Raw genomic sequence first — 20,563 nt, 5'->3', positions numbered from 1 at the left:
AAAGAACATGGCGGATCGCAGCGCCCAGAGAATGCAACATCTCATCTGACATTGCCCCAAGTTGACTGACATGTGCCTTAGGAATGAACCAGATCTCGAAAGGAACCTGCGAAAAATAAGGAGCAAAGGCTATGAAATGTGCATTCTCATAAATAAAGCGTGCATTTGAAGATTCCAGGCGTACGATCCTGCAGTAAGGACAGTTATCCTGCGCATGGATCACATCTAATTCCTTTTTAAGGGAAGGAGGTATCAAAGGCAATGCTATGAGCTGGGAATGTGTGTGCTCCAGGGATGCACCCGCCTGCTTTCCCCAATTCTTGAACAGAGATACGAACTTTATCTCTGACTGGGCCCAGTAGTGCATGACACGGTCCCTGTAGGCTTCCATGAGAAGGTCCATTTCTTCCGCAGTGAAATTCGTCAATCTTCTATCATGCCTGGGTGTTTCTATGATCACTTCATGAAAACCATAGCCTGATGCATATGGAGCATCAATGCCCCCGGGACTGAGGGCAGGGTATAAATTAGGTATGCAACGGACCTGCCATTCCCTAATAAGATCCTCTTTGCTATCGCGCAGGATCTGCCCATTCTTATATACTGCCTGGGCAGGTGGGGTCTTATCCTCTTTTCCTGCACAGAACACACAACTTGTAGCATTCTGGACCTCCGGGGAAGAAGAAAAATCAGAGGGACGTTTACCTCTATCGGCAGCCACTATGCAATAATCTTCAAGGAAATAGTGTTTGCGTATCTCAGACACTTATAATTCTCCTGATCAATGGGATAATAGATCCAATTATTTTTCCTCTTCTTCCTGGACTATGCATACACCCGTCAGAAGCTCGTAGTATTCCTTTACAGGACCCAGCCAGTTCATTTCCTTTGCGAGCAGATTAGCCTCCTGACAGAGAAGACTGTACTTGACCTTATCATCAACATAGGTATCCAGGAAATAATCCATGGCAAGAGCATAATCAGTTATGGTCTCATTATATGGGAGATCTATGTTGTCCACAACTATCACTCCGCCCATACCCATCACGAGACGCTTGATACTGGCAAGGGCATCGCTGAACCCGCATACCTTGCTGACTATACTTGGAGTAGCCTCTTTTCCTGCTTCCAGGCCTGTCAGCAGGAAAGGTTCATATCTTGAGGGGAAAATACCTGCAATGCAGCCCGACATCAGTTCATCGGCGTTCATATTAAGACCGCCATCGTGGCTCGATATCCACTGAGGGTACAGCACGGCGGTCACACGCCTTCTTCCAGTGATGAGCTGCGCAGGCTCGAGCTTCCTCTCCTTGATCATTCTCTGAAGCCTTAATTCCTCACCCAGTAAAATGTCATCCGGAAGATTGAGAGGGAACCCTTCCGGAACATTTGACTTTGGACCGTGTGCTGCTATAATGAAGCACACCACACGGATATCTTCATCCTGCTGCCCGGCGACTATCTGCAGGTTCACCATTCTATCCAGCAGCATAAGGGAATCCAGCAGGTCAGGATAGCCTTTGTTCTCGATCTCGATACGGGATATAGAGAAAATCGGAAGTATCCTCTTTGAAGGAATAGGCACGCCCCCATACACCTTCTGAATAGTATCTGAAAGGAAGGTCTGTATCTTCTCGCGGCAGTTCTTCTTCTTTTCCAGTGAAATGCCCATTCCATTATCATCGATACCGTTACGCACAACTATGGAATCGATCCCATAGAACAATTTGACTTCCTTACGTGTGGAATCGCCTACTGCAGTCACCACATCGGCATATGAAGAAAGGGCTTCAAGCCTTGCCATGTTCTCCGGGACCTTTGGGTCCCAGCTACCATCGTTATCCAGTATCTTCTGTAAAGACTTGTGCCCGGATGCTCTTCCTGGTATGGTTGCATGATAGGTGGCCACAGAATTTACAGATATACCTAGTTTCTCAAGACGTGCTAACGCGTAGAACACACCAAATTCATGACAATGCAGATATACATGCATGCTGGGCATAAGAGAAGCTGCAAACTCGGATATTGCCTTATCAGTGAAATCCTTCGAACGCTTGGCCTTGATAGTGACCAGTTCCAGCACGAACTCGGAGATGGCATAGGAAAGATTGAGATAATGGGTATACTCCTGCCCATTGCCCATACTCTCATATTTTAGTGAATCAAGTCCTATCAAAGAAAAAGCTTCGGCCTTCACTTTATCGCACAGGCGTATGGCATTGCCCTTATATTCCGACGTTATCCGGGAGAAATCACTTGTCTTGAACATCAGATAAACAATGGGTATGCCTTTGTAATGGCGTACACCGCTAATGACTTCCATACCTTTTGATCCCATAGCTGCGATAGCTTCCGTGACCTCATCATCCCCATCGTAAGGCTCAAAGCCGGTCATATCAGTGACACGATTGAGGCTTTTGTGCCAGTCAGTGCCTGCATGCCCATAATAGGGACCTGCAACTATGATGCCAGGTAATAGCTCATCCTTAATGGCCCCCGAACTCATCAGGGCTGCAAGAGTGGTTGCTTCGGCATCGATCACATTCCAGATGCCACCCATTTTATTTGACTTCGGACCAGCTTCCTCTCCTGCTATCACTAACCATTTTCTTTCAAACATAATTGGTTCCCACTGGATAATTGTCCAAAAGTTTAATTGGTCTCTACCAATAAAACGATATCGTTAATATCTGTTAAATTACAATATAAAGTATTGGTTAAAAGAAAAAGACCGATAAAGAAAATAGACTAAAATAATGAAGGGGGTATCTGTACATGGAATCGGTTTGTATGTGTGTGGAATTACACTTACCTTATCATCTGAAATGGTATTGGCCTGCTGATGGATATCGCAGACCGGAGATCTCCAGTTATTTCGATCAGGAAAGGATCTTTACTGATTTTCAGCATATGGCAGCCAGCATCAGCCGGACTAATAAAGTACTGACAAGGTCCATTGAAAATGGAGCGGCGTACACTCTCAATCTTTCAGGGACATTTCTGGACCAGTGTTCATGGGATCCGAGGGTACTGAATTCGTTCAGGGATCTGGCAGACACCGGTAATGTGGCATTTGCAGCATCCACCTATTATCATTCGCTGAGCGCTCTTTATCCTGACCTTACGGATTTTAAGGAACAGGTATGGACGCATATGGAAAAAATATCGGAGCTGTTTGGTGTAGTTCCATCGACCTTTGTGAACCCGGAATTGCTTACATCCGGGAACATCGGGGGCGTGCTCAAAAAACTGGGACTGACATGCATGATCGCAGAGGGGGCCAGGAATCTGCTCAATACCGATATGCCTGTGAGCGTATTTTCTGATGACATTCCCACTCTTCTCAGACATATAGATCTGAGCGAAGATATCAGCAAGCGCTTCTCTGACAAGTCGTGGGACGATCATCCACTGACAGCCGATAAGTTCGCTTCATGGATAGAACACATAGAAGGCGATGTTATCACACTTTATCTGGATTATGGCTCCATCCCATGGAACGAAAGTAAAGCCGGAGGAATGTTCCAGTTCCTCAAGGATCTGCCGCTGAGTCTGGAGGAAAGAGGCATCAGTATGATCAGGCCTGAAGATGCCATAAAGAGATTTGAGAAGGTAAAGCTCGATACGCTGAAAACAGAATCTGCAGCACGTTATGGCATGGAAGGACTGCTTGGAAACCATGCACAGCACTTCTATCTGAAGCAACTGGAGATAATAGTCCAGGAATTGGCAGCAAGAACTGATCTTTCAGAGAACGGAGAAATGAAAAAGATCGTTGGATATCTCCAGCAAAGTGATATCTTCCTTGATATGAACACAGCCAACATCACAGGATATGAGAAAGCTGTGAACAATCTATCTATACTATCTGATTTCAGAAGGGCTATATGGGAGGGGAGAACATGAGATCCGTCTGTTTTTACTTTGAGGTGCATCAGCCATATCGATTAAAATGGTTCTGGCCTGATGAACATACGGGCTTTGAAAGATATTTTGACAATAGGTCTAACAGGGAAATATTTGAGAAAGTTGCCCGCAAATGTTATCTTCCAGCTAACAGGACCATGCTAGATCTTGTTGATGAGTATGAAGGAAAGTTCAGGATAAGTCTTTCTGTCACAGGCACATTGCTCAGCCAGTGTGAAAAATGGGGCAAAGATGTGCTGGAAACCTTCAGACAGATGGCAGAAACAGGATGTGTGGAGTTCCTTGAAGAAACTAATTATCATTCCCTTGCAGGTCTTTTCGATGAACGGGAAGAATTCAAGGAACAGATATGTGAGCATCGTGAGAACATGAGGTCACTGCTTGGAGTAGAACCTCAGGTATTCAGGAACACTGAGCTACTTTATAATAACAGCCTGGCTGCAACGGTAGAGGAACTGGGATACAAGGCGATACTTACCGAAGGCACAGAACACCTGCTTGGCAGCAGGTCACCCAACTATGTGTACAAGGCAAAGGACTCGAATATCAAGGTATTGCTGCGCAACTATAAACTAAGCGATGACATAGGATACCGTTTCTCCTCAAGATGGTGGCCGGAATATCCTCTCACTGCGGAAAAATGGGCTACCTGGGCTGCTCTTACCCCTGGAAATACTTTGAACATCTTCATGGACTATGAGACCTTTGGTGAGCACCAATGGGAAGAAACAGGCATATTCGGATTCCTAAAGGCATTACCTGCTGAGGTCATAGACAAAAAGCTGACCTTCAGGACGCCAACTGAAGTGATCAGCAGATACGAACCTGTAGCAGATATAGATGTAGGGGATTTTTCCACGATCTCCTGGGCGGACAGCGAACGTGATACCAGCGCATGGCTGGGGAACGATATGCAAAGAAGGTGCTTTGAAGACGTCAAGATGCTGGGGCCCTATGTACGCAGAACCAGAGACATAGAGCTTATCAGGATCTGGAAACATCTGCTCACTTCTGACCATTTCTACTACATGTGTACCAAATGGCTAGGTGACGGCGATGTGCATTCCTATTTCAGCATCCATTCATCACCCTTTGATGCCGCTATCAATTATATGGCAGCTCTTATGGACTTTAAATCCATGGTATTCAGCAAACTGAGTGCTATGGACGCACTGGATGAATAAAAGGAAAAAAGAGGTTCACTATGGTAAGAGACCTGTACATGTTTTCCAGGGGTGATGAAAAGGCACTTGTGGTATGGTTCAGCATCCTCTATAAAGCCAATATGGGAGCAGAAGCAAATATTAACTCAGCACTCGGTGAAATGGAGGTGAAAATAAGATTTGCTTACCTTGATAATACAGAACCTGATGGCCAGGGAAAGTATGTGCTTTTCACCGAGATCAAGGAAGAAGCACAAGTAGATATGATCAATAAAAGGCTCCTGGCCATTGATGGGATAATTGATGTTGAATCGGGCATATCCAGAAACCGCATGATCCATGCGGTGGATTTTCCATTGAATTTCCTGGGAGAAAGAGCTCTCATCACAAGGTCAAAGACCTTTGTGGACATACTAAAGATAATAAGAGAAAATGTGATCCAGCCTGACGGCCTTCTCCTGCTCAGTGGCCTTAAAGGAGGACGAGGTGCTGCAAGGTATGTACGGAACATAATGCCAGTGGACATGAAGAATTGTATGGCTGTCCTGAGAGAACTGTTCCTTGCATCCGGCTGGGGAAAACTGGAAATGGATTTTGATAAAGAAACCTGTAGTGGTAAGGTCGTGGTAAGGGACTCGTTCATCGCAGATGCATACGGTCCCAGTGATCTTCCTGTATGCGGTTACATGAGCGGATTCATTGCAGGCTACATGACCGAGATGATGGGCTACACTTTCCAGGTGCGGGAGGTCAGCTGTAAGAGTATGGGCAATGCAGTGTGCGAACATGTAGTATCACCTGCGCCTGATGGGGTAAAACCGGAACATATAATGAAAGAGGAGATCCAGTGATCAGGCAACCGAATGTGATACTGGGTAATGACAAAATCCTTGTCACTATGGGCAAGAAAGGTGAACTGTTCGGCTTTTTTTATCCCCGCCGGGATTACGCCCAGCATGTGGAAGAATCGCTTGTCTGCCTGCAGATCGAAAACAAGCTAATGTGGACAAATAATCATGAGTGGTATTCCACACAGCATTATCTTGAAGACACCAATATGGTCATCACTGAGCTTGTACATGGAATTGGTATAAAGATCAATATACAGGATTTTGCACATCAAAGAGCATCTGTAATGGTGCGCAAGTATACCATCAGTACAGAAAAAGACATCAATGGTACATTATTCTATTATTCCAATCTCTGTGTAGGGGAGATGCATAAGAAGAACTCAGCTTTCTGCGATCCCGACGTGGGTCTGCTTGCCCAGTACTGGCAAGACAACTATATCGGTATAATGGCATCCCCTCCTTTTGAGCAGTGGCAGGTTGGCAAGGCAATGGATACTATCTGGTGGACAAATGCCCGGTATGACATGGAAGACGGCAAGCTGCAAAACAACAAGGAAGATATAGGTTATCTGAACACGGTCGTAGGATGGGACCTTAAGCTTAAGGCTGGCCAGTCCAGGGAGATAACAGTATTTATAGGAGCTGCTCCGAAAAGAACGCAGCTATACAAGATGATGCTGGAGATCGTTCAGGAGCCAGTGAATAATATGCTTGAGAGTTCCAGGCAGGATTGGATCAACTGGCTTTCAAAGAAGGATCTGCTAAAACTGTCTCTGCTGGATGACACGCCTGAAACAAAACAACAGGTGTTAGAAGCTTTTAACCGCTGCCTTCTCACCCTCGACCTTCTCAATGATCCTAAGCATGGTTCTTTTGTTGCAGCACCTGAGTTCGATCATGATTTTGAGATGTGCGGAGGTTATGGGTACTGCTGGAACAGAGATGTATCAGAAGTGGCAGTGGCTTTGCTCAATGCGGGTTATCCCGAATACTGTGAAAGGTTCTTCCATTGGTGCCGACGTACCCAGCTTTCGGATGGTTCATGGTTCCAGCGATACTGGCTTGATGGAAATACGGCTCCTTCATGGGGAAATTTCGACCATTCCACCCAGATAGACGAAACAGGTGCCACACTGCATGCTATGTACACTTTCTACAGTACACTGAGAGGACTGCAAAAAGCGGAGTTCTTGGAGAATATCTGGATCACGGTGCTCACGGGTGCAGAGTATCTGATGAGGCGCACAACGGATGGGCTGCATGACCCCTGCCTGGACCTGTGGGAATCATATGCCGGATCGTTCGCTTATACGTCCGCTGCTATATTTGCCGGCCTGAAGGCCGCGGCCTTTATGGCAAGAGCTTACAGTGAACCAGGTCTTGCATCCCGGTGGCTTGAAAGAGCCGAGCTTGTAAAGAACAAGACCATTGAAAAGATGTGGCTTAAAGAAGGATATTTTGCCAAATGTCTTGCTGATGGAAAACTGGACCCTACGGTGGATGCAAGTATGATCGGTACTTTCACTCCTTTCAATATGCTTTCGCCAACTGATCCCGAAGAAAGAGAAATGATCCTGTCGATGCTGAAGACCATAGAGGACAGGCTTAGTGTGAGTGTTAACGGATATCATGGAATAAAAAGATATGAGAACGACAGGTACATTGAAGGCAATCCCTGGATAGTAACCACTTTGTGGTTATCCAAGGCAATGCTCACCCTTGCAAACTCACTTCGCAACGAACCTGGTACGGACACAGAGGTCTTAAAGCTTGTACAGGGTGCTGTGAACTATATCAAATGGGCATTGAGGGGAACCACCAGCACTGGTATGCTCCCTGAACAGGTGGATAAGCATAAGGGCTACCCTGCCTGGGCTATACCCTTAGGCTGGAGTTGTGCTCTGATGATAGACAACATACTTCTCCTTGAAACTTTCTCAGAGGAAACACATGATGGAAAGATATGAAGGGACCATTTTCTCTGCCGACAGGGACAATATCGATGAACTCTGTCAGAAAGAATGGCTGATAACCAACGGATTGGGAGGATATGCCTCCTCTACCCTTTCTTTTATGAACACCAGAAAGTACCATGGCTTGCTTGTAGCATCTATGGAGCCGCCCGTCAACAGAATGGTGCTCTTGTCGGCCCTTGATGAGGAGATCCATTCCAATAACATTACTCATCAACTTGCCTGCCACAGATATCCGGGTGTTGTCCATCCTCAGGGTTTCAGATACATCAAGGAATTCACCGAAGGACCTGTGCCATCGTGGAAATATGATATCGATGATATACAGATAATTAAGACATTGTTCATGGAACATGGAAAGAATAGTGTTCTTGTCAGATACGATATTCATGTGCCGCCTGAGAAAAAGAACTGTACGATGCGTATACATCCCCTTGCCAGCATGCGGGATTTCCATAAACTGGCACGAAGCAATGCCGGGATCTTGCAGGAACCGTCAGTAAATGGGACCATGATGCATATCAATCCTGCAGAAGAAAGCAAGGTCGAACTGCATCTTCTCTCAAATTCCTCTTACACCCCCTCAGGTGATTGGTACTATAATTTTGAATATCCTCTTGAAATGGAAAGGGGTTATGATTTCCATGAGGACTGTTTTCATCCCGGCTACTTTCAAATGGAGCTCTCACAGGGGAAAAATGAGATATTTATAGTTGCTTCCACTGAAAAGATAACTGATGTCTCTTCCGCTTCCGTACGCAAGGCGTATGAAGCTGAAAAGGAACGTATTTCCATGATCTGCCAAAGATCGGGTCTTATGGAAGCATTTCCCTCAAAACTGGCTGTATCAGCAGATGCTTTTGTTGTCATGCGCCATTCAACTGGGAAGCATTCTGTCATTGCAGGCTATCCATGGTTCGCCGACTGGGGAAGAGATACCATGATCTCATTACCAGGCCTTACGCTTGTAACTGGCAGATATGAAATAGCTGCAAATATACTGTCCACTTTTGCAGAGAATTGCAGAGAAGGGCTCATACCTAACAGATTCCCTGACCATAGTACCGATAGTTATGCATATAACACTGTGGATGCTTCTCTCTGGTTCATCAATGCTGTATGGAAGTATCTGGAATATACCAATGACATGCAAACTATCGAAAAAATGTGGAATACGGTGAATGAGATCATTCATAACTATTCCAAAGGAACAAAGTTTGGTATCAAAGTGGATACCGATAACCTGCTATGTCATGATGGACAACTGACATGGATGGATGCCAAAGTGGGCGATGCAGAGATCACACCCCGCAAAGGCAAAGCATGTGAGATCAATGCATTGTGGTACAATGCCCTGATCATTGCCTCAAAGATGGCTGCAAAGCTTGGAGCAGACAATACAGGGTTTGAAGAAAAGGCTGAAAAGGTCCGCCGAAAATTTGAACAGGCCTTCTGGAACGAAGAACAGGATTGTCTTTATGACTGTATAGGATATGATGCACGTGGAATGGAACACAAGGATGGATCGTTAAGACCAAATCAGATATTGGCGGTGTCACTACCTCATTGCATGCTTGATCGCACGAAGGAAAAAAGCATTGTAAGAAAAGTACAGCAACATTTGCTGACTTCCAGGGGCTTAAGGACATTGGCACCCTATGAAGCAGCCTATATTGGCAAATATGAAGGTGATCACCTTCAGAGAGATATGGCGTATCATAACGGGACCGTATGGCCCTGGCTCATGGGGCCTTTCGTTTCGGCCTACTGCAGAACAAAAGGACACTCCTTAAGGAGCAGGATGTATGCTAAAGAACTGCTGGACGGTTTTATACCTCACATGGCAGAAGCAGGCATTGGTACCATCTCAGAGATATTTGATGGGAATGAACCTCATTTGGCCAGAGGATGTGTGGCTCAGGCCTGGAGCGTAGCCGAGATCCTGCGTGCATATTCTGAGGATGTACTACTAAGAAAGATCAATAAATGATCTTAAACCGGATCTACTAAACTTTTCTTAACTGTGAACCAGAACTGGGTACCTGTGGCGTCAGGATTGTCCTCCACGCCGACCCTGCCTCCGTGCAGATCTACAGTTCTCTTCACGATAGCAAGCCCAAGCCCGTGTCCCTGGATATCGCCCACATTGAGCCTCTTGAACCGCTGGAACACAGATGGTTTTTCGACATCTGATATCCCATCCCCGAAATCAGTGAGCATCACTTTCCATTCTTCACTGGAATCTGCGACCTTGATTCTGATCTTTCCGCCTTTGGAACCATATTTCAATGCATTGGAAAGGAGATTGGTCACTACACCACTGATAAGAGGATTGGCTTTTGCATAGTATGGACCGCTTTCCTGATATTCTATTTTCAGACCAGCTGCAAGTATTTCGTACTTATACGCATCAATAGCTTCAAGGATCATTGAATTGAGGTCAAGTTCTATGAATTCGATCTCGTCAACGCTCTCAAGCCTTGCAAGGTTAGCAGCGCTGGTTATAGTATCCAGGATCTTGGAAATGCTCTTCTCAACGATACCAAGTTTATGAAGTTTATCTTGATCTGTTTCCGTACTTTGGAGTATCTCTGTGAATCCTCTGGCCACACCTGCAGGATTAAGTATGTCATGGCTCATGATGTCAATGAACAGATCCTTCAGTTCGTTCGAACGCTTGAGATTACGTGCATATTCCTGTAGCCTGTTCTCTGCTTCCTTACGGGAAGTGATATCCCGTACTATACACACAGTTCCTCCATTGTCCAGACGTGTAAGAGACACCTCCTGGAAAAAGAGCGTCCCATTCTTTTTCTTCCCTCTGTTCTCTCCTGTCCACTTGCCCTTTTGCAGTAACTCCGGCAGACATTGTGTTTTAAATATCTCATACTCAAAAGGATCATACATCAGATCCCATGTTTTGCCCAGAAGTTCTGAAGGAGATTTATATCCATACATTCTTGCATGTGCTTCGTTCGCGTACACTAGTTCTGCTTTTTCGTTGAGTATGGACAGACCATCTGTGGCTGCATCCATTGCTATCTTCTGGATGTTTATCAGAGACTCTGCTTTCTTTGCATCGGTTATATCCTCTCCGGAACTAAGCGTACCGATGATATTACCAGCAGTATCCCGCAGTACCACATTGTTCCATCTGATGATCTTCTCTGTTCCCTGACTTGTGAGACATGCGTCCTCTACAAGAGTATTTGAGGGAAGAGAAGAAGTTATCAGCTCAGAAAGACGCTTATTGACCTCATCCCTTAAGTATGCAGGTATGAAATGATCTACCCAGTTCTTCCCAATTACTTCGTCTTCAGTGTAACCAAGTATTTCGCAGCCTTTCTTATTGATCAGCTTGACATGTTTTTCATTGTCCAGCACAAGGAACATTACGCCTGCAACATCCAGGTAGTTCTGTGCCTGGTCCCTCTCTCTTAAGATCTCATCCTGCAGGGCTTTAAGTCGCAGCAGTGAATTTACACGGGTCTTAAGGGAAAGTCTATCAACTGGCTTTGACAAGAAGTCATCTGTGCCGACTTCTATTGCACGTGCACGATCATCACGGTTGGAGAGTGCAGTAACCATTATAATTGGAATATGAGCCGTATCTTTAGAACTCTTGAGGACCTTGCATACCTCAAATCCATTGATATCAGGCATCATTATGTCAAGGAGGATCAGGTCAGGCTTTTTATTGTGTGCGCTCTCGATTGCTTCAAACCCGTTAGAAGCCGTGACAACTTCATGCTCGGAATGCAGATAAGCTTCCAGAAGTTCTACATTAACTGGTTCATCATCTACAACAAGTATAGTGAACCGGGGTTTGATATTGTCCATATTTCCATCAACCGATCAAAGAGTTTTTAGTCAGTCATATACTGTGAAAATCCCCTTTAGATCCCAGAACAGTATCCATGGAACCATTTGGTAGGATTTTGTGCCACAGAATAGTATATGTTACGTATTAGTTATTTAATACTAATAATACTATAAATATTTAATTATTAATTTAGTGCTGATAGAATTTGTCTGTATCTAAAAATGAGTAAATGTCAAATAATTATGGACATGTTCAGAAGAGGAACATGAAAATGTGTTTGAGATCAACTGATCATTTTTCTGATCCGTTGCCTATAAAAACGCATCCTGAGTCTTATCGGTCATTTGTTTCTCTGATGTTGGAACACCATCATAAGGTATGATAAAAGAGAATACAGAACCTTTACCCGGTTCACTCTCCACCCATACATGACCACCATGTAATTCCACGAATTTCTTTACCAGAGCCAAACCCAGTCCTGTGCCTTCATACCTGCGGGCACCTGAAGAATCGGCTTGTGTAAAAGGATTGAAGATATTCGGCTGATCTGTTTTAGATATGCCGATACCATCATCTTTTACTCTGAACTGAGCAAGGTTTCCTGAAAGGCTTCCTTCTATGGAAACATGGCCCCTGTGGTTAGCAAACTTTATTGCATTGCTTGTAAGATTGTACATGATCTGTCTGAACTTCAGCTTATCTGCCTTTATATTATTCATCATCGGATCGATGCGTATATCCAGAGATATGTTTTTTTTCAATGCCAGTGGGACTGCAATGGCATTAATTTCACTTATGACATCGGAAACATTGAAATACTCGTATGATATCTGCATTTTCCCGGCTTCGACCTTTGAAAGATCAAGAATACTATTGATAAGGTCCAGAAGATGCTTACCACTGGATGATACATTCTGCAAGTACTTGTGCTGTTTTTCATTGATCTCGCCGAACGTTTCTTCAAGAAGAATGTCGGAAAAACCTATAATAGATGTAAGAGGGGTGCGTAATTCATGGCTCATATTAGCCAGGAACTCGCTCTTTGAGTTATTTGCGGCTTCAGCACTTAGCTTGGCATTAAGGAGATCTTCTTTTTCCTGTTTCTGTGCTGTTACATCTGCAAAAACATAAACAATGCCTATCATTTCATTTCTGTCGTTCTTAATAGAAGTACCTGTGATAGAAACTGGTACCTTGATATGTTCCCTGGATAAAAACAGGTCTTCATTGTCCCCCCCTTTAAAAACTCCATTTTCAAGTACCTTTGGGACCAGGTCAGTGATCATTTCACCGTTGACAGTGGATATCCGGAATATCCCCCACAATGATTTTCCAACAGCATCGGATTCCTTCCATCCGGTAAGGATCTCGGCTGTGGGGTTCATGTGCCTTATTGTACCTGACACGTCTGTGGCTATGACCGCATCAGCCATGTTCTTTAATATAGCTGATACCCATGCTTCCTTTTCTCTGAGCTCCTGCTCTACACGATGCTTATAGAGTGTGATCTCTATGTTAGTTTGGAGGTCTTTGTCTTCGAAGGGCTTTAAGATATATCCAAAGGGTTCTGCAATCTTTGCTTTTCTAAGAGTGTCCTCATCAGCGTAGGCAGTAAGGAATATCACAGGTATACGAAACCGATCGTGTACATGGAGAGCTGCTTGTGCCCCATCCATATCGCCTTCTATCATTATATCCATCAGCACCAGATCAGGTTTTGTTTCTTCTGCGCTTTCAATTGCAGCTTTCCCGGATGATGCTATTCCTGTCACCACATATCCCGAATCCTCTAATCTGTATTTGATATCCAGCGCTGTGATGCGTTCATCTTCAACTATGAGAATCCGTGAGCCCTTCATAACCTAAAACCCCTTGAAGAAATGTATGCAAAAGATATTGAAGAAATTTGCGACATGTGAGAAAATGTAGCCAGATGTGATCTTATACAAATACATGGCTTCCAGGCAGTTACAATGGATCTCAATGATTTACCTCGATGATATTCATTCGTTAGAAAGAATGGGAAAAGATGCATTTCAGCTATGATAACTAGTCAAATATAAATATTTCTAATTGATTCTGGCCGCAATATTTGCATATATACGGAGAAAAAAATATTCCTGTAATGAGCTATCTTCGGTTATACGCGTTCAGATAAGCATTATCGCAAGAACCGGATATTGGACAATATTTAAATTCATTGAAAGCAAATAATAGATTGCCTTAACGCAAAAGGAGGATTTTTCTTGAAACAACAAGTAATTAATCAATTAGCTGCGCTTATAACTGCAGCATTCGGACTGGTAGCGGCCCTGGCATGGAACGATGCCATAAAGTCGTTATTTGCAGAGGGAGGAGCACTGTATTTCCTTGCTTCATGGGGTATATGGGCATATGCACTGTTTGTAACCGTCCTTGCAGTCGTAATGACCATCTGGATAGGAGGACTTGCAGAAAAGTCAAAAAAGGAGTGAGAAATCCACATTGGATCTGATCGTAATTAATTTTTATTATAGTTTATATTATACTTATATCTGTCTTTGGTGATCAAACCGATACATGTGTTCTTAGTTTTTGGCTCCGGCCAAAAATAAAAAAACTAAGAACATTTTTCCTTATTTTAATGAAAATATGTTCTTTCTATAGGGTCCATCAGAGATGTGATCAACTTTATGATGTTCCTGGTCTTTGCACCATTTTAGTGAGCAGGCACGTATCGATAGCAGTAAAATTAACTCTGCAGAAAGCTAAATTGAGATCTGCAGAGCTAATTACAGATCAAGGAGCATGATCAGTACGGATCATTTCATACTCGAGATCTTTTCTTTTAATGAACCTCCTTTGGTACTCAGAATGGTTTCGAATCTGCCTGAGACAACCTCGCCTATACTATCAAAACTGTATCCTGCCGCTGCGAGCGTTAATGGATCAATGATCACACCGGGATCAAAAATGATAACCAATCCGATGAAAGTGAAATCCAGTAATAGGATCCCTGTGATAATGGATAATTCCTTGATATTGATCCATAAGAACCAATCTTCAATTGATCTGAACTTCAGACCAGTTGATGATTTGGTAGCTTTCATTGCATCTATGAATATATGGAACAAAGCTCCACTAACAAAAACCAGATACATTTTTAGAATACCTGTGATGTATTCATGGCCTATCCGTTCTCTTAAAAGCCAAAAGGAACCTATTATTGCACCAACACCTAGAACAAATGCTGCAAATACCCTTACATAGCTTTTCCACCTTTTGTTTTTTGGATCGACCTTGAATATTGATCCCTGAGATGTATCTATGATATCATCAATAAATGCAGGATGACGGGCTAGGTATTTGAGCAGTTCATTTGCCTGCTCTTCGGAACAGAATTCGTCTTTGAATTCTTCGTAAAAATTAAGAGCGTATCCGGACTTAAGAGTTTTAAGGTGTGCTGCCACGCGGGAGGGGACAGTTAAAAAACTGCAGGAATAGATGTTCTCTTCCAGATATTGTTTACATTTCTCAAGCTTGATCTTTTTTGTTGATTCATCGCTGAGGTAGTTTTTATAGAGATCTTTTTGCAACTCCCATTTATTCTCGATGATCTGAACCGTATCGCTGTCATGTGAACTGATACAGGGATGTTTGTCAAAGATAATATGAACACTTCTTAATTTAGCATCTATCGAATTGCCACATCTTTGGATCATCTTCTTATGGATCTCAGAAGTTTCAGCGTTGCATCCTTTTTGGTCTAAGGCCGGATCCAGGGATAAAAGCACTATCATAGAATTACGGATCATTTGAAAATCTGCCCTTATGTCACGTAATAACGAACGTATCAGACATATCGCTTTATATTCGGATCTTTTAAGATCTGAACTATTCTCAGGTTCTGAACTTTTGGAACCGGTGTCATAATCTGTTTCCAGGCTCAGCTCGCCGTAGATACTTGGTTCGGTTAGATCGAATCGCTGATCTGGAATCTTATCTGGTGCTGGCGTATACAATGTGATCAACTCCCCTACACTTTGAGGGACCACAAAAGCTGCCTTGCTATCCCTGAGCGGGTATTGTGCAAAGTTGTCTGTCTATTGAAATAGTCCCTCTGCAATATATGCAAACAACTGAAAATAGTAAAGGCAACGCCTTATTAATATAGGATGTTTCAAGATATAAAAATAATGCCATAAGTTTTTAGCATCTTTTATTAAAAGTTTAAAAGTACTGTTGTTCCAGGCGTAACCTGGAAGAGAAAGCAGTCCCTCAACCCACATCCTGTCATTGATCTTTAAATATATCTTTTCTTCAGACCTGTGATCATTAAGCATCCGAGAACTGCAAAGATAACCTCGAACCCCGGCGACTTCGGTGCTTCGATGCTATTGTTTACAGGAATTTCCGCAATCGTATTCCCAGTATCATTGTCTGATAAGTTGGTCATGTTTTGTTGCTGAGTTACGTTGACCGCTGTTTCGGATGGTGTTTGTGAAATATCCTGCGGATAGTCATTGGGATCTCCCGGAAATGTCAGGCCATTGATCTCCTCAAGATTAGTGAATCCATCGTTGTCTGAATCAAGGTTACCGATCGATGCAAAGTCTCTGCCACTTTCCGAATATGCCATACCATATGGATTGCGCGGAGACCCTCCACCTGATGTATGACAGGCATTGCATGAATCAAGCTTCGTGCCGGTGATATCGTAGTTCTGCCTGAACGATGAAAAATAGGCAGGTCTTGCTGCTGCCATGGTCGCCCCGATCAGAACGATCACTGCTACGAACAATCCTATAGCTAGTTTTGAGTTCATATTGATCACCATATATCTCCCAATAATTAGGCTTGTCAATAAGCTGTGCAGCAGATATTTAAGCACTCCTTTTGAGAAGGTACTGGCCTGTAAAATGAATTGTAATAAAGAATGTACACAACATACTATCAACGCAAGGGCGCAAAGACGCTAAGGCTCAAAGAAGCAAATAAAAAGCTGTGCGTCCTGGCGACTTTGCTTTCCAGATGAAATGTAATAAGAAATAAATAAGGATCATAAAAATAACAGAGCGAATTCTAATTGATCAAAGAGGGTTTCAATAACTCTTTTTTTAATCTATTGTTTACATATGCCATATAAGACAATTTTTAAATAAAGGGGTTTTTCGAAATCTTCGATATAGCAAAAAAGCGTTATACTTATCGTAGTTTAATTATTTTTTAAATATCATATTACTGCTATCGATTTTATATGTAATTAGGCCCTATTAAGAGTATGAAAGGATTTTGCATTGATATAGAAAATGCCACTTTGGAAAATGGCAATTTCCGTAAAGTTCTCTACACTTCAAAGCACAGCCAACTGGTACTTATGAGCCTCAAGCCTCTGGAAGAAATAGGTATGGAAGTGCATGAGGAAAACGACCAGTTCTTCCGTTTTGAGAGCGGACAGGGGAAGTGCATAATTGACGGCAATGAGTATGATCTCAGCGACGGAGTCGCAGTAGTAGTGCCGGCAGGTGCGCAGCACAATGTCATCAATACCTCCAAAACAGAGGAACTGAAACTCTACACTATCTATTCGCCGGCGCATCACAAGGATGGGATCATCCGTGCCACAAAGAAAGAAGCTGAAGCCAATGAAGCAGATTTTGACGGCGAGACTACGGAATGATCAGAACAAATGAAATGAGATGATCCTGACTCAATTAATATCGACTTGAGTCGGGATTTATTCCTTCTCTAAAACCCCCTATTCTGGCACGGATGCGCTCGAGAGAGCGTATCTGTGCCCCACTGCAAAGAGAATACTTTAACCAAGCATGGGCGCGACTTCAGGCGCGCAGATGCTCCAGCCGCCTGCTAAAGGGCTGTAGTTCTAAGCGTAGCGCAGAAGGGCAGCCCGTCAAATAAGGCAGCAGACTAAAAAAAGAGTTTGAGCTCCTTTAAAAATCCATGACCTACAGTTTCTTCAAGAATTCTTCCAGCGGGACATTGGCCTGTTTGATGATGCTGTTGAGAGTACCTTTTTTAAGCGGATCATGTAAAGGTATGGTTACAGTATCGTGTCCGCGTTGCAAAAATACATGACTGCCCTTTTGTCTTACTACTACAAAATCAAGTTTCACCAGAGCCTTGATGGCCTTCTGGCCGGAGATAACTGGCAGTTCAGGCACTTGCAACATCAACCTTTGCGATCTCGCCAAGTACCCTGGCCTGCTCCTCGGTGACTTCAAGCACGAGTTCAATGGCTTCCTTTATATTTTTCAGAGCTTCCTCTTTGGTATCCCCTTCACTTATCGCTGCCGGAAGTTCCAGACAGCGTGCAGTGTATCCACCTTCTTCTGCAATCTCAAGGACTATTGTGTACTGCATAATTATTCATAAGCGGTTCTTGTATATTAAAATTCATTTCAGATCTGAGCAAGCGCAGAAGAGCAGCCGGTCTAACTAAAAAAAATTGAAAACCACTCTAAATGATATTCGTACCTCTGCTTATTATGTCAACGTATTCCTTGAAAAGGTACATCTTATATCTTTTTTTACCAGTGATCTCATGCAGAATACCTATTTCCTCAAATCTACTTACAAGGCTATTTGCGGTGACGGACGATATGTTTAACCTATCAGCAATATCCTTGCTGCTGATAAGGGGAGTGTCGAACAGCAGGTTTATCAATCGTATGGCGTGGATGCTTGAGATCGAGTTCTCATAGACCTTATTTGTCATATCGTCTTTCAATTTTATGATCTCCCTTGCGGTGTTAACCGCTTCCTGGGAGGTTTCACTGACACCCTTGAGGAAGAACTTGAGCCAATCTTCCCACGCGCCTTCCGTGCGTACTTTCATAAGCAGTTCATAATATTCGCTTCTATTGTTCTTCAGATAAAAGCTCAGGTACAGAAGCGGTTTTGACAGTATTTCTTTCCAGACAAGATAGAAGGTGATGATAAGTCGTCCCATCCTGCCGTTACCATCAAGGAACGGATGAATGGTCTCGAACTGGGCATGTATCAATCCGATCTTGATAAGCGGCGGAATGTTGTCCTTTTCGTTCAGGAACCTCTCCAGTGCTTCCATTGCAGGTATGGTTATGGCCGGTGTCGTTGGTACAAAGACCGCTTCTCTTATGGAAGCGCCTGAGGTGCCTATATAATTCTGAAGAACTTTGAAATTGCCGGAATTCAGCCCATCCCCTCTTGTTCCCTCCAGCAGGGTCTTGTGGATCTCTTTTATGAGGTCCAGGGACATTGAGGTTTCGACCAGTCTTTCGATACCATAGTTTAAGGCTCTGATGTAATTTACAACTTCCTTTATTTCGCTGATATCTTCTTTTGGTACAAGGGCCGCTTCAAATTCCAGAACTCCTTCAAGGGATGCCTGAGTGCCTTCGATCTGTGAACTCAGGAGAGCCTCTTTCTTAACGTACATTGCAATGAAAAGGTCCGGGTTTGGCAGAACCGAGGTGATCCCATCCAGCCTGGCAAGATCCCTGTCGGCCTTTGAAAGCAGCAAATGCAGTTCATCATCATATTGGATAGGAGGCTCTGGTGGCAACTCTTTGGGTATGAAGGATCTGTAACCTTCAGGCGTTAATACAAATTTCCCGGCTCTTTCATCCATAAGATAACGATCCTTTACTAAGATTTCACTTACGTAGTGTAAGTTAAGCATCCTTTACTTAGAATCCAATTAACATTTTAAGTTAAGGTTTCTTTATTTAAAATTGTATCTTCAACTTTAAGTTAATATTCCTTTACTTAGAATAACACCCCTCAAATCAATCTCCTGCCATCCAGGCATGGATACGATTTAAGGCGCGCAGAAGGGCAGCCGGTCACTATATTAATACCCCTTAACATTACGTCTATTTTCACCCCTAATTTTAAGATACTTTTAAATGTATTTATGTTCCCCCACATAGCTAAACATTGTATGTCAAACTTCAATGAATACAATATAAGGAAGTTGGGCGAGCGTATCCGCCCGCCTGATGGCGGCGGCAGGTAAGTTCGGTAAACTGAATAAATTAATAAATAAATAAATAAATAAATTAAGAGGAACTTTTATCAATGGTTCTCAATGCTGAAGATACACTAAAAGGAAAATGATATAAGGGAAGGAGATCAAACCAACTGTCTAAAGTGAGATAAAGAACATTTCAATGAACAAAGGATCGAGATAATGGATGAAAATGAGAATTTCCTGAAAGACCTGGATAACAAACTATGGACATCTGCAGATAAATTACGTTCCAATCTGGATGCTGCTGTTTATATGCATGTAGTTCTCGGCCTTGTTTTTCTTAAGTATGTTTCCGATGCATTTGAAGAGCGAAGGAAGGAGCTTCTGCAACAGTTCAAAGACCCGGATAATGAGTATTATTTAGGAGGAGATGAGGAGTTAGAGACTGAGGAGCTGGAGATAAGGGATTATTATACTGAAAAGAATGTATTCTGGATCCCGGCTCTGGCACGCTGGGACACATTACAAAGCTGTGCCAAGCTTCCTTCCGGTACAGAAGTGCCTATCCGAAACGGAAAGATCGATACTTACAAGATGGTAAGTGTGGGTCGGCTTCTTGATGATGCAATGGAGGCGATCGAGAAGGATAATCCTAAGCTTAAAGGTGTGCTGACCAAGGATTATGCACGCCTGCAGATAGATTCTGCAAAACTTGGGGAGTTGATCGATCTTGTTTCTACTATACCATTTATCCACGAAACCCTGAAGGCTAAGGATATTCTGGGGCATGTGTACGAATATTTCCTTGGACAGTTCGCCAGTGCGGAAGGTAAGAAGGGTGGACAGGTCTACCCGCCCAAATCCATAGTTACTCT

Annotated in this window: 17 protein-coding genes; 8 read left to right on the top strand and 9 right to left on the bottom strand. The window is 43.3% G+C overall.

Annotated features, from left to right (window positions below):
* Together AB7U21_RS03445 and AB7U21_RS03440 are read right to left on the bottom strand one after the other, a co-directional pair.
* A partial coding sequence (locus AB7U21_RS03445; protein ID WP_428387025.1) for a galactose-1-phosphate uridylyltransferase occupies positions 1–766 on the bottom strand: 766 nt, incomplete at its 3' end.
* A 36-nt stretch (positions 767–802) separates the two neighbouring features.
* A complete protein-coding gene (locus AB7U21_RS03440; RefSeq protein ID WP_428387023.1) occupies positions 803–2,620 on the bottom strand; it encodes a glycosyltransferase in 1,818 nt (605 codons plus the stop codon).
* Positions 2,621–2,775: 155 nt separating this feature from the next.
* Between AB7U21_RS03440 and AB7U21_RS03435 the strand changes: the two genes are divergently transcribed.
* From AB7U21_RS03435 to AB7U21_RS03415, 5 genes are read left to right on the top strand one after another with little or no spacing between them, the layout of a single operon-like run.
* Complete coding sequence (locus AB7U21_RS03435) at positions 2,776–3,906, top strand: glycoside hydrolase family 57 protein (protein ID WP_428387021.1); 1,131 nt, start codon at positions 2,776–2,778, stop codon at positions 3,904–3,906.
* Positions 3,903–5,111 carry a glycoside hydrolase family 57 protein gene (locus AB7U21_RS03430; RefSeq protein ID WP_333787756.1) on the top strand — a complete coding sequence of 403 codons (1,209 nt, stop codon included), beginning with the start codon at positions 3,903–3,905 and terminating at the stop codon, positions 5,109–5,111. Before AB7U21_RS03435 ends, AB7U21_RS03430 begins: the two co-directional genes overlap by 4 nt.
* 20 nt (positions 5,112–5,131) lie before the next feature.
* Positions 5,132–5,941: a V4R domain-containing protein gene (locus tag AB7U21_RS03425; protein WP_428387018.1), complete on the top strand. Its 810-nt coding sequence runs from the start codon at positions 5,132–5,134 to the stop codon at positions 5,939–5,941.
* Entirely contained in the window at positions 5,938–7,908 is a 1,971-nt protein-coding gene (locus AB7U21_RS03420; protein WP_333787754.1) for a glycoside hydrolase family 15 protein, read from the top strand. The genes AB7U21_RS03425 and AB7U21_RS03420 overlap by 4 nt, the downstream gene beginning before the upstream one ends.
* Complete coding sequence (locus tag AB7U21_RS03415; RefSeq protein ID WP_428387016.1) at positions 7,892–9,904, top strand: amylo-alpha-1,6-glucosidase; 2,013 nt, start codon at positions 7,892–7,894, stop codon at positions 9,902–9,904. The genes AB7U21_RS03420 and AB7U21_RS03415 overlap by 17 nt, the downstream gene beginning before the upstream one ends.
* Before the next feature lie 2 nt (positions 9,905–9,906).
* Here the strand turns inward: AB7U21_RS03415 and AB7U21_RS03410 are convergent, their stop codons facing one another.
* Together AB7U21_RS03410 and AB7U21_RS03405 are read right to left on the bottom strand one after the other, a co-directional pair.
* Entirely contained in the window at positions 9,907–11,754 is a 1,848-nt protein-coding gene (locus AB7U21_RS03410) for a PAS domain S-box protein (RefSeq protein ID WP_428387014.1), read from the bottom strand.
* A gap of 294 nt (positions 11,755–12,048) precedes the next feature.
* Positions 12,049–13,596 carry an ATP-binding protein gene (locus AB7U21_RS03405; protein WP_428387012.1) on the bottom strand — a complete coding sequence of 516 codons (1,548 nt, stop codon included), beginning with the start codon at positions 13,594–13,596 and terminating at the stop codon, positions 12,049–12,051.
* Between the two features lie 387 nt (positions 13,597–13,983).
* Between AB7U21_RS03405 and AB7U21_RS03400 the strand changes: the two genes are divergently transcribed.
* Entirely contained in the window at positions 13,984–14,211 is a 228-nt protein-coding gene (locus AB7U21_RS03400) for a DUF5654 family protein (protein ID WP_292351296.1), read from the top strand.
* Between the two features lie 327 nt (positions 14,212–14,538).
* Here AB7U21_RS03400 and AB7U21_RS03395 read toward each other — a convergent pair whose 3' ends face one another.
* On the bottom strand, positions 14,539–15,738 hold the full coding sequence (locus AB7U21_RS03395) for a hypothetical protein (RefSeq protein ID WP_428387009.1): 1,200 nt from the start codon (positions 15,736–15,738) through the stop codon (positions 14,539–14,541).
* Positions 15,739–16,019: 281 nt separating this feature from the next.
* Complete coding sequence (locus AB7U21_RS03390; protein ID WP_428387007.1) at positions 16,020–16,541, bottom strand: hypothetical protein; 522 nt, start codon at positions 16,539–16,541, stop codon at positions 16,020–16,022.
* 456 nt (positions 16,542–16,997) lie between these two features.
* Between AB7U21_RS03390 and AB7U21_RS03385 the strand changes: the two genes are divergently transcribed.
* Positions 16,998–17,396, top strand: coding sequence for a cupin domain-containing protein (locus tag AB7U21_RS03385; RefSeq protein ID WP_428387005.1), 399 nt, complete (start codon positions 16,998–17,000; stop codon positions 17,394–17,396).
* Positions 17,397–17,682: 286 nt separating this feature from the next.
* On the opposite strand, the gene AB7U21_RS03380 is transcribed toward AB7U21_RS03385, so the two are convergent.
* The 3 genes from AB7U21_RS03380 to AB7U21_RS03370 all read right to left on the bottom strand — a co-directional run bounded on the left by AB7U21_RS03380 (position 17,683) and on the right by AB7U21_RS03370 (position 19,346).
* Positions 17,683–17,898 carry a type II toxin-antitoxin system HicA family toxin gene (locus tag AB7U21_RS03380; protein WP_428387003.1) on the bottom strand — a complete coding sequence of 72 codons (216 nt, stop codon included), beginning with the start codon at positions 17,896–17,898 and terminating at the stop codon, positions 17,683–17,685.
* A complete protein-coding gene (locus tag AB7U21_RS03375; protein WP_428387000.1) occupies positions 17,891–18,097 on the bottom strand; it encodes a type II toxin-antitoxin system HicB family antitoxin in 207 nt (68 codons plus the stop codon). The genes AB7U21_RS03380 and AB7U21_RS03375 overlap by 8 nt, the downstream gene beginning before the upstream one ends.
* A 97-nt stretch (positions 18,098–18,194) precedes the next feature.
* Positions 18,195–19,346 carry a Fic family protein gene (locus AB7U21_RS03370; RefSeq protein WP_428386998.1) on the bottom strand — a complete coding sequence of 384 codons (1,152 nt, stop codon included), beginning with the start codon at positions 19,344–19,346 and terminating at the stop codon, positions 18,195–18,197.
* 561 nt (positions 19,347–19,907) lie between these two features.
* Between AB7U21_RS03370 and AB7U21_RS03365 the strand changes: the two genes are divergently transcribed.
* The coding region (locus AB7U21_RS03365) for a type I restriction-modification system subunit M N-terminal domain-containing protein (protein WP_428386996.1) at positions 19,908–20,563 on the top strand (656 nt) is incomplete at its 3' end.

It is taken from the genome of Methanomethylovorans sp. (assembly GCF_050177135.1).
In the GTDB taxonomy this organism is placed as follows: domain Archaea; phylum Halobacteriota; class Methanosarcinia; order Methanosarcinales; family Methanosarcinaceae; genus Methanomethylovorans.
The sequence above is the reverse complement of the archived record's forward strand: the minus strand, read 5'-3'. Positions and strand labels throughout refer to the sequence as shown.

Bases quoted from the DNA above. Each gene is read 5' to 3' on its own strand.
- AB7U21_RS03440 (WP_428387023.1), bottom strand. From the start codon at position 2,620: ATGTTTGAAAGAAAATGGTTAGTGATAGCAGGAGAGGAAGCTGGTCCG.
- AB7U21_RS03435 (WP_428387021.1), top strand. From the start codon at position 2,776: ATGGAATCGGTTTGTATGTGTGTGGAATTACACTTACCTTATCATCTG.
- AB7U21_RS03430 (WP_333787756.1), top strand. From the start codon at position 3,903: ATGAGATCCGTCTGTTTTTACTTTGAGGTGCATCAGCCATATCGATTA.
- AB7U21_RS03425 (WP_428387018.1), top strand. From the start codon at position 5,132: ATGGTAAGAGACCTGTACATGTTTTCCAGGGGTGATGAAAAGGCACTT.
- AB7U21_RS03415 (WP_428387016.1), top strand. From the start codon at position 7,892: ATGATGGAAAGATATGAAGGGACCATTTTCTCTGCCGACAGGGACAAT.
- AB7U21_RS03410 (WP_428387014.1), bottom strand. From the start codon at position 11,754: ATGGACAATATCAAACCCCGGTTCACTATACTTGTTGTAGATGATGAA.
- AB7U21_RS03405 (WP_428387012.1), bottom strand. From the start codon at position 13,596: ATGAAGGGCTCACGGATTCTCATAGTTGAAGATGAACGCATCACAGCG.
- AB7U21_RS03390 (WP_428387007.1), bottom strand. From the start codon at position 16,541: ATGAACTCAAAACTAGCTATAGGATTGTTCGTAGCAGTGATCGTTCTG.
- AB7U21_RS03385 (WP_428387005.1), top strand. From the start codon at position 16,998: ATGAAAGGATTTTGCATTGATATAGAAAATGCCACTTTGGAAAATGGC.
- AB7U21_RS03375 (WP_428387000.1), bottom strand. From the start codon at position 18,097: ATGCAGTACACAATAGTCCTTGAGATTGCAGAAGAAGGTGGATACACT.
- AB7U21_RS03370 (WP_428386998.1), bottom strand. From the start codon at position 19,346: ATGGATGAAAGAGCCGGGAAATTTGTATTAACGCCTGAAGGTTACAGA.